The following is a 12,395-nucleotide window of genomic DNA, read 5'->3' as shown; positions in this document are numbered from 1 at the left end:
GTCCAGCCCGCACGCCACCCGGCCTCCTCCCCGGTTCGCCCCGACGGGAACGCACTCCAGCCGGAACCGCGCCGCCGTGCGGAGGACGGCCTTCTCCACCTCGCCGCTGGACTGGCCCCGGAACCGGAACCGCGCGCCCACGTGCTCGTACCCGCCCACCCGCGGGACGACATGGCCGACGGCCGGGATCACGGACGCGTAGGGGCCCTCGCCGGGGCTCGGGGCCTCGGGAAGGGCCCAGGACGTCACGCGGCAGGGGGCCGGTACGGGCGAGGGCACCAGCAGCCAGCCGCCCGTACGCCAGCGGTCCGGCACGGGGAGCGCCGGGCGGCGGCCGAGCTGGACGTCGGCGGCGGCGTGCATCAGGTCGATGCCGTGCACCTCACGCCAGACGAACGGGATCTCCGCCCCGCCGACCCGGTAGCCCGCCTCCAGGAACCGGACCGTGCGCCGGCCGTCGGGTGACGTACCGACGAATGCCTCCAGATGGAAGACCCAGGGCTCCGGGCCGAGTGCGCGCGCGACCCGGTCCGTGAAGCCGGAGAGCGACGCGAGGAGGTCCGGATCGTCGACCTCGACCGAACCGAGTGCCTCGCCCCTGGTGAAGTCCACACAGGTGTTGACGTAGCGGGACGCCCGCCAGGGGCCGAGCCCGTCGCCGGTCCACAGGCCGTCGATGTGGAAGACCGCGTCGGCGCAGAACTCCTGCACCAGACGGGGCTCGGGAGGCAGGGCGCGCAGCGACGGCAGGTCGGCGGGACTCTCCAGGAGTACGACGCCCCGGCTGGCGGTGCCCCTGCGCGGTTTGACCACCACGGGCCAGCCGTGGCGGTCGGCGAACGCCCGGACCGCCGCCTCGTCGGGGGCGTCCGCGAAGGCGGGAACCGGTATGCCCGCGCCCTCGGCCGTCCGGTTCATGACCAGTTTGTCGCGGAAGCGGGCCAGTGTGCCGGGGGTCTGCCCCGCACAGCCGAGCCGCTCGCGTACGAGGGCGGCGGTGTCCAGATCGCCCTCGTTGAGGGCCACCACCCTCTCGGGCGGACCGAAGCGGGCGCGCAGCCCGCTCACGGCCCGCCAGACCGCGTCCGGGTCGTCGGTGGCCGGGACCACGTCGACGGCCGCCGCGCGGACGGGTACGGAGTCGAGCGCCGTCCGCGTGGTCACGTAGGTGACCCGGTGGGCGCGGTGGTCGAGATACTCCTCGTAGTGGGCGTGCCGGTCGCGCCAGCGGTGGATGACGACGATGTGCCCGCTCATGAGCGCTCCGCCTCGGCGGTCGCCATGTCCCGGACCCGGCCCACCGCGAAGGTCGCCGAGACCACCGCGGCGCGGGCCGAGCCGAGCGCGCCGCGGGCCGCCTCCAGATCGCCGCCCGGGAGCTGGGCCACGACGTCGGTCGCGCAGTCGATCAGGTGCAGAGCGGCCCGGGCGAGCGGCTGGTCGCAGGTGTACCGGTCCTCGACGAGCCGGCGGACGGAGTTCAGTTGGGCGACGGGATCCGGTGTGGAGCCCTCCGCCAGGACAGTGGAGGTGATCGTGTTCACAGGAGGTTCCATCCCAGGGAGCGTGAGGGTGCGGGGGCTTGCCCGGGCCCGGGCGGCCGGGCCCTCGAACGGGGCCCGGCCGCCCGGCGGGCACGGTGCGGAGGGGAAGCGGCGGGCGGCGGCCTTCAGCTGGTCCTGAAGCGGATCCTGTCGTTGGCGGCCTCGCACCTGGCGACGGCGTCGTCCGCGTCGCGCCCGGAGGCGATGACGTATCCGGAGACGCAGTCGGCGACGGTCAGCAGCGGCGGCACGGTCTCACCGACGCTCTTGCCGATCACCGCCGCCACCTCGGTGTCCGTGAACTCGTCCAGATAGGGCAGGAAGACGTGGAGCTTCTCGCCCCTGGGGACGTGGCGGACCTCGTCGGCCGCGTCGTCGGCCACCTCGATCCCGGTGATCGTGCCCGGCTCCGGGGTGAAGAACCGGACCGCGGCGCCGCCCAGGGGCTCGGGCGGGGTCTGCGGCAGTTCGTCGATGCCGAGCGGCACCGTGAGGAACATCCGGTTCAGGTCCAGCCCGAAGGCGCGGCGGACCAGCTCGGGCGCGCCGCTGCCGGCCAGCCGGGCGTGCGACTCGAGGACGCGCGGGCCCTTCTCGGTGAGGACGAACTCACTGTGCGAGGGCCCTTCGGTGAGGCCCACGGCGTCCAGGACCCTGGGGGTGAGGTCGCGGAGTTCGGCGAGCCACGGGGCGGCCTGGCGGCTGGGGGTGCTGACCTCCCACTCGACGTACCGGTCGTTCATGCGGTACTCGGAGTAGCCGATGGGCAGGTGCCGGCCCTCGTGCGAGAAGGAGTCCACACTGACGACGGGGCCGTCCAGGTACTCCTCGGCGATGACCCCGGAGACGTCCGCCTCGCTCAGTGCCCGCCAGGCCCTCTCCGCGTCGCCGGGGCCCTCCACGGTGTGGATGTGGAGGCTCGCCACGCCGTCCACCGGTTTGACGATGATCCGGCCGCCGGTCTCGGCCCGGAACGCCTCGATCTCGGCGGCGCCCTCCACCCTGCGGTACCGCACCGGGCTCAGCCCGTGCCGGTCCAGCAGCTCCCTGGTCAGCGCCTTGTCCTTGAGCGCGCGGGCGGTGGCCTCGGTGACGCCCGGCAGGCCCAGCGAGTCCACGACGAAGCCGGTGGACTCGGCGGCCGGCTCGGTGGTGGTGAGGACGCGGTCGAAGGGGCGCTCGTCGTGCAGCGGCTTCAGCGCGTCGAGGACTGCCTGGCCGTCGGCGATGGGGGCGTGCACGATGCGTTCGCAGTGCTCCGCCACGGCCACGTCGTAGGCGCCCTCCTCGTGGACGAGGACGACGTCGATGCCGAGTTCTCTCGCGCCCGTGACCGGTGCCGGCCTTCCGCCGACGACCGCTACGCGGTACTTGCCCATGACGTTCCCTCCGGTGGTGTGCGGTATGCGCGGGGTGTGGTGCGTTCGGTGTGTGGTGCGTGCCGGGCGTCAGGCGGCGTAGCAGCGGCGCAGCCAGCGGGCCCTCACGTGGGGGCGCGGGGTGAACGCCTTGCGGCGGTGCAGCACCCGGCGGTTGTCGAAGATCATGAAGTCGCCGGTCTCCAGGACCAGTTCGGCCGACGGCACGGTCGGCAGGACCGTGCACCACCGCTCCAGCGCCCGCTTGGCGGCGTCCGTGACACCGGCCGTCGTCCCGCGGTCGTAGCGCGCGCGGTGGCGGCCGTCCGGGCCGATCTCGAGGACCTCGGTCCGCACCAGCGGCCCGGTGGCCTCCCTGTCGTTGGAGTCGGGCGCGCCGATCTCGAACTCCGCGGCCGTCAGGCCGAGCCGGGTCTCCTCGTCGAGCCGTACGACGACGTCGTCGAGCGCCGCGATCTCCGTGGGCACCCGCTCCTCGTTGCGCACGGCGAAGAAGGTCAGGTACGGCGGTGTGTACAGCCGGGGGTCCGAGCCGGGCGGTCCGAACGGCTGGTGCGGGTTGTCGGTGTGCCAGAAGAACTCCGAGTCCGCACCCCAGGAGCTGGTCGTCCCGGAGGCCGCCGGATTGGGCACCACGTTGCGGACGAGCCGGCCGCCGTTCTCGTAGCGGACGGCGAACGGGGTGCACCCCAGGATCCGTATGAGACCCAGGTGGATCGCGTTGGTCACGGCGAGCTCGGTCTCGTCCCCGAAACCGCTCACCGGTGTGGGCGGGAACTCCTGCACCGGCAGGTTGGAGAGCAGCAGCGCGTGGGAGCCCGCCGCGGTGAACACCTGGATTCCCTGGAGGATGTCGCCGGGCAGGTGGCGCCGCAGGGCGTACGCGCCGATGCCGGCGAGTATGGCGTCGTCGAGGTCCGATTCCAGGCTGGTCTCCGAGACCCGTGCCGAGATCTCCTTGTCCAACAGGTCCCGGACGCCGTCCTCGACGCGATACCGGGCGAACTGGAGCAGGCTGGTCATCGATGTCTCCGTTCAGTCAGTTGCACGCCTTTGTGCGCCGCTCAGCGGACGGGCGGCGGGGCCGAAGGAATCCAGTACGTGTCCGTACTCCGGTTCCAGCGGCGGGCCAGGGGGTCTTTGACGAGCCGGCCGAGCAGGCCGGCGGGCGTCACGAGCAGGTAGTAGAGGATGAGGAGCAGGAAGGTGCGCATGGACGTTCCGTTCTCTCGGCGGACGGTGCGGGGCCGGGCCTGTCCGCCCGTGCGGGGCCGGGGCCCGGGGGCGCGACGACGGCGGGGCGGCGGGACTGCTTACGTCGCGGGGCCCGCTCGTCCGGCGCGGCTCCGCGGACGGGCAGCGGGATTCGTCAGAGAGGCCCTAGTCGAGCGGGATCTCGTCGCGCCAGTCGGACGCCTCCGTCCAGGAGGGCTGTGCGTGCTTCTCCAGCAGGAAGTTTCCGAGCGCCAGCATGTCGATGTCGGTGCGCATGAAGCAGGTGTAGGCGTCGTGCGGGGAGTTCACGATGGGCTCGCCGCGCACGTTGAAGGAGGTGTTGACCAGGACCGGGCAGCCCGTGCGGGCCTTGAAGGCGGTCAGCAGCCGGTGGTAGGCGGCGTTGCCGTGCTCCGTGACCGTCTGCACCCGCGCCGAGGAGTCGACGTGGGTGACGGCCGGGATGGTGGAGCGCCGCACCTTCAGCAGGTCGAGCCCAAAGGCGCCGCCGTCGTCGGCCTCCAGCCGCTGGGCGGCGGCGACCTGTGAGACCACCAGCATGTAGGGGCTCTCCTGCGGCAGGTCGAAGTAGTCCTTGGCGTCCGGTGCCAGCACCGCCGGCGCGAACGGGCGGAACGACTCCCGGAACTTGATCTTCAGGTTCATCGTCGACTGCATGTCCGGATTGCGCGGATCCCCGATGACGGACCGGGCGCCCAGCGCACGCGGCCCGAACTCCATGCGCCCCTGGAACCAGCCGACGATCTTCCCTTCGGCCAGCCCGTCCGCGACCGTCTCGGCCAGCGTGGTGCTGTCCAGCCGCCGGTGCGGGATGCCGTTGGACTCCAGGTACTCGGCGATCTCCTCGTCGCCGTAGGCCGGGCCCAGCAGCGCGCCGCTCATCGCGTCGCGGCCGGTGCGGGTGTGGTCGCGCCGCGCGCCGCGCTCCAGGGAGACGGCCTGGGCCGCGCCGAGCGCGCCCCCGGCGTCGCCGGCGGCGGGCTGGATCCACACCTCGTCGAAGATCCCGGCGTCGACGACCTTGCCGTTGGCCACGCAGTTGAGCGCGACGCCGCCGGCCATGCACAGTCTGGACTCACCGGTTCGTTCGCGCGCCGTCCTGGCCAGCCGGAGCACGACCTCCTCGGTCACCGCCTGCACCGAGGCCGCCAGGTCGAACTCCCGCTCGGTGAGCGGACTCTCCGGCATGCGCCGCGGTCCGCCGAAGAGCCTCTCGAAGCCGCGTCCGGTCATCACCTGGCCGCGCAGGTACTCGAAGTAGCGCATGTCCAGGCGGAAGGAGCCGTCGGGCTTGACGTCGATGAGCCGTTCGCGGATGAGGGAGGCGTAGCGCGGCCTGCCGTACGGCGCGAGGCCCATGAGCTTGTACTCGCCCGAGTCGACCTTGAAACCGCAGAAGTAGGTGAACGCCGAGTACAGCAGGCCGAGCGAGTGCGGGAACCGCAGCTCCGCCAGGGGCCGCAGTTCGGTGCCGCGGCCGTGCCACAGGGTGGTGGTGGCCCATTCTCCGACGCCGTCGATGCACAGGACGGCGGCGGACTCGTAGGGGCTGGGGAAGAAGGCCGACACGGCGTGCGACTCGTGGTGGCGGCGTACGGAGAGTTCGGGCACCCGGCCCCTGCCCAGCGCCGCGAGCCCGGCGCGCACGGTGTCCGCGGTGCGCAGCTTGCCCTCGCGGCCGAGCCAGGCGGGCAGGGTGTCGCGGAAGGAGGCGAAACCGGTGGGCGCGGCGCCGGCGAAGGTGGCCAGCACCCGGCGGAACTTCAGCCGCGGGTCCTCGTAGTAGGCGACGGCGGAGACGTCGTCCAGGCTCACGCCCTGCTCGTCCAGGCAGTACGCGATCGCGCGGGAGGGGAAGGAGGGATCGTGCCGCCGCCTGCTGAAACGTTCCTCCTGTGCCGCGGCGACCGGTACGCCGTCGGCGACCAGCGCGGCCGCGCTGTCGTGGTAGAAGGCGGATACTCCGATGATCAGGTCAGACATCGCCGTGTTCCTCCACCGGGATCGGGCCACACCCCTGTGTGGCCGGGCATGTGTACGTCGCCGCGCGCAAGGACCTCACCGCCGCCGCCCCGAGAGGCGGCCTCGGCGGGCCGCCAGGCGCGCGCCCACGCCACTCGGTGGATTCAGTGACCGGTAGCCCACCCGCACCCGCTCCCAGACGTCCGCCCGGTTGCCGGGCCCGGGCGCCTCGGGAAGCGCGGCCAGCAGGGTGTCCACAGCGTCGGCCGCCCAGGCGGAGTGCCCGGTCGCGACGTTGTCGATGGTGTTGTGGATGTCCACGAAGCGCGTGCTGAAGCCGTACTCCTTCAGGGCCAGCCGCGCCCTGCGGTACGTGCCGCCCACCCCCGACAGCTCCATCGCCAGGTTCAGTCCCAGCACCTCGGGCAGGAACGTCCGCGGGAAGCGCCCCACGCACAGCCAGTACACCGGCAGCTCGAACGACTCGTCCCGGAAGCCGGGCCACCGGGCGAACTCCGGCGAGGCCGTCGGCGGCAGTTCCACGTCCATCTCCCCGAGCACCTCGCGGTAGATGAGGGGATGGTTCAGACGCGGCTCGCCGTTGCCGAGCTCGTCCCAGTACGTCTCGAAGAGGGAGTGCCCGATGCCGGACGACGCCTGCTCGTAGTCGGTGAACCCCTGCAGCCAGCTGCCGTCGATCAGGGTCAGCGGCGCCGTCTGCACCGTGTCGTCGACGAGGGCCTCCCTGGACGGCAGCGGAACGGCCGCGTTCTCCTCGAACTCGGCGCCGTGGCGGTCGTGCTGGGCCTGCAGCCAGGGACGCAGCCCCTCGTGGCCCCAGCGCTCCGGCAGCGGCATGGTCCCGCGGTCCATGCCGTACCGGGAACGCGCCAGCCAGCCGGCCACGTACTCCATGGCCCAGGAGCGCAGTGCGGGGGTGTCGGTGCGGCGCATCAGCATGTGGTAGGCCTCGCGCGGGCCCGACGGCGCGCGGCCCTCGGAGCGCGGCCCCGCCCGCAGCGCGCCGGCCACGGCGGCCAGGGCGTCGCCGCCCGTCCCGGCCGCGCCGGGAGGAGCGCCGGAGGGAGCGTCCCCCGCGGACGCGCCGCGGGAGTCCGCGGACGGCCGCGCGGGCAGGGAGTCGATCCACCGCCGGACGACCTCCAGGTCCTCGGGCGAGAAGACCCGGAACATCGGCCCCCGCTCGCCCACCAGCCCCCGCACCAGCGAACTGGCCTCCGAACGCCCGGGCTTGACCAGCCTGCTGCGGGCCAGTGCGTCGAGCAGCGGCCCGGGATCGGTGCGGGACTCCGCCAGCCAGGCCGCCAGCGGCCTGCCCTCCAGCATGAACCGGTGGTGGTAGACGGCGCCCTCGCGCGACCGCATACGCATCAGCTCCGCCATGTCGAACGCGGGGTCCCCGGCCGCCACCAGTTCCGCATGGAGCGCGTCGGACCAGTCGCGCAGGACGGCCAGCGCCCAGCCGAAGCCCTCACGCACCGCGTCGGCGGCCCGGTCGCCCTCCTGCTCCAGCAGTTCCTCCACGGCGGCACGGCACTGCCCGGCCGGCGACGCCTCCTCCCGGCCCCGTCCCTCCGCCGGGTCGACGGCGGTCCAGTCCGTGCCCGTGGGCAGCTCCCTCCGGACCACCGCCAGGGCGGGCAGCAGCCCGACCGACCGCAGGCACAGGTCGGCCCCCAGGATCTCGCCCCGGAAGTCGTCCGGCCGCCGGCTCATCGCCAGGAGCAGCGCCGGGAGACGGAACGCCCCCTCCGCGATGCGCCGGTCACCGGTGATCCGCGCGACCGGCACCGCGTTCTCCGCCAGCCGCAGCCGGCGCAGCAGCCCCAGATAGGCACTGCCCCGGGAGGCGTCCGGGTGGCCCACACCCACGTCGGAGGCGTACAGGGCGAGGATCCTGAGCACCACCGGGCTCTCCGCGTTCCCCGGGGCGCTCAGCCACTGCAGCCACGCGCCGGAGACCAGGGACAGCGGGGCGCAGCCGAGGACGGCCCGGCGGACGAGCACCTCGCGGTACCCCTCCGGGGGACCTCCCCCCGGCTTCCGGTCCTCCCCGGACCTCCGCGCCTCCCCGTCCCCGGGGCCGGGAAGGGCCAGGTACCGCTCGCGCTCACCGGCCGCCCAGGCGGCGGCCCGCCGGACGAGCGCGTCGAGCGAGGCGTCCTCCCCGCGGCGGGCGTGGCGGCGCAGCTCGGTGCGGACCTCCTCGACGAACCCGCCCTCGGGGACGGACGCCTCCGGATCGGCGGCGTACGCGTACACCGCCCGCGCGGAACCACCGCCTCGCGGCGGCCCGGGCGGCCCGCCCGTCCGCTGCCGCGCGGACGGCGTCGCCGAGGCGGTTGCCTCTTGGGCTTGCATCGTTCCCCTCTCCTCTACGTGATCGAGCTCCCGGCCGTGCGGAGCACGTCCGGCCGTCCGGTCAGAACATGGGGTAGATGGATGCGTCGTTCTTGGTCTTCCGCTTGCGCCTGAACAGCTTCGCGACGATCCTTCGCACGAACGACATGGCTGGATGCCCTCTCTCGGATGCGTGTGGTGCTGTCTGGTGGGCGGGGACGCTAGGAAAGGCCGAGGGAGTCGGCGAGCAGGCCGGACACGACCTCCGTACCGTGGTCGGTGAAGTGCGCGCGGTCCACGTACAGCCAGTCCCGCTCCGTCACCGATCCGGCGATCACCGGGCTGATGTCGAGGAAGCGCACGCCCTGCGCCTCGCATGCCGTGCGGAGCGCCTCGGCGTACTTCCGGCCCGTCTCCATCGTGGCGATGTCGCCGTACAGCTCCCAGAAGTTGGAGATCTCGTCCAACTCCCCGAAGACCGCCCTCTCCTCGGGCGAGGGGGACTCCCGCACCCAGGTGGCGAGCGGCTGCAGCACGTAGGTGACGCGCGCGCCGGTCGGCTCCGCCAGCAGACGCAGGGAGGCGAGGTGCCGTGCGGTCAGCTCCACCGCGTAGGCGATGCGCTCACCGAGCGGGGGCACCACGTGCTCCTCGTGCTCCTCGGCCCCGGCCGCTGCCGAGCGGCGCCCGAATCCCCGCTTCGGCTTGCGGTGCCTGGCCCGCAGGTCCTCCATCTGCTCGAAGTACTCGCCGCAGTTGAAGAACGCCCCGTGCTCCCCACGCTGCCACTGCGGAAGCCTGCTGAGCGCAAGGTCGTTGAGGCCCGAGAAGACGACGATCTCCTCCAGCTCCGGAAGCAGGTGCCGGTGCATCAGGAAGAGCAGCAGCTCCTGCATCGAGTTGTGGCTGCGCCCGGCGAAGTTGAGCCACGGGACCGATGGCGCGTACTTGGACCACAGACGCGACGCCATCGTCGCGGCGTCGCTGGTGGCGCCGATCCCGAACGGGGTGGAACTGCCGGCCAGCAGCCGCACCGGCCCCTTCGGCGGTTTCTCCACGGAGCCCTGCTCGGTGGCTCCGCAGGAAATCCGGAATCCCAGCCGGTCGGTGTTCACCGTCTCGGAACGGTATCCGGCCCGATGGAAATACATCAGGTAGGGCAGATAGCGGGTCTCCGCGCGGTCGTCGAAGTCGTCGTACCGCAGCATCTGCGGCGTCAGGAGTTCACGCTGGGAGCTCAAGACTGGGACACTCCTCGGTTGGATGGGCCTCGGTTGGATTGACCTTGCCGAACCGCCTCCGGCCGGCGGGGTTCGCCGCACCCGGGGCCTCCGGAGCGGCCGGGGGCGTGGACGGGGGCGGCGGCACGGCGCGGCGGGCGCGCGGACCTGTGCCGACCTGTGCGGGCCGCTCCACCGCGGCCCGGCCGCACCGCCACCGTCCCCCGGGTCACCGCGCAGCGCCGCGGGCAGCCGGGTCGCGCGCCTCGCGGAGAAGCGGTCCGCGGTGGACCCTGTGCTGCGCCGCCTGGGCGAGGGGGCGCACCACGAGGTGGTCCACGTTCACGTGCTGGGGCAGGCCGACCGCCAGCGCGACGCACTCGGCGACGTCGTCCGCCGTCAGCGGACGGTCGACGCCCTCGTACACGGCGGCCGCCTTCTCCCTGTCGCCGCGCAGGCGGTTGAGGGCGAACTCCTCGGTCCTCACCATCCCGGGGGCCACCTCGACGACCCGGACCGGCTCACCGCACAGCTCCAGCCGCAAGGTCTCGCTGAGCGCGTGTTCGGCGTGCTTGGCCGCGCTGTACCCGCCGCCGCCCTCGTAGACGGTGAAGGCCGCGGTGGATGTGACGGTCACGACGGTGCCCCCCGCCCCCTGCCTCAGCAGCGGCAGCAGCTCCTGCGTCATCCGCAGCGTGCCCAGCACGTTGACGGCGAACATCCGCTCCCAGTCGTCCACCGAACCGGCCTCCACACTGTCCGCCCCCAGGGCGCCGCCGGCGTTGTTGACCAGGACGTCGCAGGACTCCAGCTCGCCGGCGAACCGCCGGACGGCTTCGGCGTCCGTGATGTCCACCGGGCGGGCCCGCGCACCCGTCTCCTCCGCCAACCGGCGAAGCCGGTCCGCGCGCCGGGCGACGGCCACCACGTCGAAACCGTCCTTCGCCAGGCGGCGTACGGTCGCCGCCCCGATCCCGCTGCTCGCCCCGGTCACCACCGCTGTGCCGGCCACCGGACACCACCACCTCTCCGTTACCTGCGCGCTCCGCCGCGCGGACGACCACGCGGAGTCCGCGCAGGGGCGACCACGGCCCGTGCGGCGAATCCACCCGTGTCTGCGATGCCGGCCATCGACGGCAGTCGCGGAATGCGCTTCCTGTGTGCCACCACGGCTTTCCGCACGTCCTTCCGCGCCCTTGGAGCATCTCCGGACAGCGGCACCGGCTGAAGGGGACGGCGTGGTCGGGAACACGCAGTGCGGATTCCCGAAGAACGGACACAGGGAGCGAGCGCGAACAAAAGCCGCACCTCCTCGGACTCCGCCGGCGGGCCGGGACCGGGGGCCCGCCCCCGACCGGGCCGGGACCGGACCGGAGCCGGGGAGGCGGCCCGGGCGCCGCCGCTCCACCCCTCACCATCCGTTAGACTGTCCCCGGCACCTCTGCCGCCACGGGGAGAGGACCGGGGACCCACACCACGGGGACTCCGTCCACCCGCGGTCGGCGGCAGGCACCGACTGCGTGCAGCGGTCCCGGCGGGGTTTCCCGCGGGGATCCCAACGCACCCCGCCTTCGTAGCTCAGGGGATAGAGCACCGCTCTCCTAAAGCGGGTGTCGCAGGTTCGAATCCTGCCGGGGGCACGGGCCGGAGGGTCGGCCCGGGAGGTTTGCCTCCCGGGCCGACCCTCCGTCGTGTTCGAGGCCGCGCCGCATGCGCGCTGCACATTCCTGACCGAGGGCTCGGAACAGCTCACCCTCCAGGAAGCCGCCGCGGAGGCGGGGCTGGGGAACGCCAAAGCGGCCGGAGGTCAGTGGAGAACGCGCGCCGCCCCGCGTCCGGCGTCAACAGAGTGAATCGTGACCCCGGGGACCACTACAGCTTCTCCTCCCACGGGTTGACCACCAGGGCCCCGGTCCGGGCCATGTGCTTGATGTTGCGGGTAGCTACGGTCCAGCCGTTGGCCAGGGCGGTGGCGGCGATCAGGGCGTCCGGTGGGTCGATGCCCGCACCGGCGGCCTTGAGTGTCTTGTGGATCGTGAGGTAGGCGGCTGCTTCCGGCCCGCCGATCGACGCGATGCGGTCGTGGTATTCGTGCCGTACCGCGGCGAGCGCTCGGGCGTAGCGGGCCTGTCGTACGGGATCAGGGGTGGCGGCCACCCCTGCCTCGATCTCGGCAACGGTGATCACGCTCAGAAAGCGGTTGGGCCTGGCCGTGGACCGGAACCAGGTCATGACGCGTGGGTCCGGCCTCGCCCGGGTGGTGAGTTCGGCTACGACGTTGGTGTCGAGCAGGTAGATCACTCGGTGTCCGTCTGTTCGTCGTAGGAGCGGGCGCCGAAGTCCAGCCCCTCGAAGGGGGCGGAGAGCAGGAATTCCTCGAAGCCGTCGTTGCTCAGCGTCACCCAGCGGTGGAGCATCTCGGGCAGCGCCTCGATCTCCGTGTCGGTGAGTTCCGTGTCGAAGTGCCGACGCTGGTCCTCGGGCAGGGACTCCCGGATGTCACGGATGGTCCGCAGCGGATGCGACGACTGGGACGGCGGGTGGGGCCCACCGCTGGGAGCTGTGGTCATCGGCATCCCCTCCGCGCTGGTCGGGTGGCGTAGCGCTGTCGACCCCAGGCTACGGGTTTCCGCCCGCCCGCTCACAGCTTTGCGACCGGAGCGGGCATCCGCCCGGGTTCGGGACTCCGCCTT

General features: G+C 72.9%; 11 protein-coding genes and 1 tRNA gene. 1 reads left to right on the top strand and 11 read right to left on the bottom strand.

Annotation, left to right across the window (positions count from 1 at the left end; translation table 11 throughout):
- The 9 genes from ACW69E_RS25520 to ACW69E_RS25480 form a co-directional block, all read right to left on the bottom strand.
- Positions 1–1,257, bottom strand: a 1,257-nt coding sequence (locus tag ACW69E_RS25520) for an ATP-grasp domain-containing protein (RefSeq protein WP_457500644.1), incomplete at its 3' end; no start/stop codon positions are given.
- A complete protein-coding gene (locus tag ACW69E_RS25515; protein WP_457500643.1) occupies positions 1,254–1,556 on the bottom strand; it encodes a hypothetical protein in 303 nt (100 codons plus the stop codon). The genes ACW69E_RS25520 and ACW69E_RS25515, both read right to left, overlap by 4 nt.
- A 113-nt stretch (positions 1,557–1,669) precedes the next feature.
- Entirely contained in the window at positions 1,670–2,923 is a 1,254-nt protein-coding gene (locus ACW69E_RS25510) for an ATP-grasp domain-containing protein (RefSeq protein WP_457500642.1), read from the bottom strand.
- Positions 2,924–2,992: 69 nt separating this feature from the next.
- The gene (locus ACW69E_RS25505; protein WP_457500641.1) at positions 2,993–3,946 is read right to left on the bottom strand and encodes a TauD/TfdA family dioxygenase; all 954 of its coding nucleotides are present in this window, start codon (positions 3,944–3,946) and stop codon (positions 2,993–2,995) included.
- Between the two features lie 41 nt (positions 3,947–3,987).
- Entirely contained in the window at positions 3,988–4,137 is a 150-nt protein-coding gene (locus ACW69E_RS25500; protein WP_177214000.1) for a hypothetical protein, read from the bottom strand.
- A 166-nt stretch (positions 4,138–4,303) separates the two neighbouring features.
- Complete coding sequence (locus ACW69E_RS25495) at positions 4,304–6,142, bottom strand: carbamoyltransferase family protein (RefSeq protein WP_457500640.1); 1,839 nt, start codon at positions 6,140–6,142, stop codon at positions 4,304–4,306.
- Between the two features lie 75 nt (positions 6,143–6,217).
- Positions 6,218–8,503 carry an iron-containing redox enzyme family protein gene (locus tag ACW69E_RS25490; protein WP_457500639.1) on the bottom strand — a complete coding sequence of 762 codons (2,286 nt, stop codon included), beginning with the start codon at positions 8,501–8,503 and terminating at the stop codon, positions 6,218–6,220.
- 200 nt (positions 8,504–8,703) lie between these two features.
- Positions 8,704–9,723: an Inducer of phenazine A gene (locus ACW69E_RS25485; protein ID WP_457500638.1), complete on the bottom strand. Its 1,020-nt coding sequence runs from the start codon at positions 9,721–9,723 to the stop codon at positions 8,704–8,706.
- Between the two features lie 208 nt (positions 9,724–9,931).
- On the bottom strand, positions 9,932–10,714 hold the full coding sequence (locus tag ACW69E_RS25480; RefSeq protein ID WP_457500637.1) for an SDR family oxidoreductase: 783 nt from the start codon (positions 10,712–10,714) through the stop codon (positions 9,932–9,934).
- 555 nt (positions 10,715–11,269) lie between these two features.
- Between ACW69E_RS25480 and ACW69E_RS25475 the strand changes: the two genes are divergently transcribed.
- Positions 11,270–11,342: transfer RNA gene (locus ACW69E_RS25475), tRNA-Arg, on the top strand.
- A gap of 232 nt (positions 11,343–11,574) precedes the next feature.
- Here the strand turns inward: ACW69E_RS25475 and ACW69E_RS25470 are convergent.
- Entirely contained in the window at positions 11,575–12,003 is a 429-nt protein-coding gene (locus ACW69E_RS25470) for a PIN domain-containing protein (RefSeq protein WP_457500636.1), read from the bottom strand.
- Positions 12,000–12,272 (bottom strand): hypothetical protein, encoded by a 273-nt coding sequence (locus ACW69E_RS25465; protein ID WP_206346984.1) that lies wholly within the window; start codon positions 12,270–12,272, stop codon positions 12,000–12,002. Before ACW69E_RS25465 ends, ACW69E_RS25470 begins: the two co-directional genes overlap by 4 nt.
- Positions 12,273–12,395 lie beyond the last annotated feature (123 nt).

Source organism: Streptomyces sp. SS8, assembly GCF_054072955.1.
The sequence above is the reverse complement of the archived record's forward strand: the minus strand, read 5'-3'. Positions and strand labels throughout refer to the sequence as shown.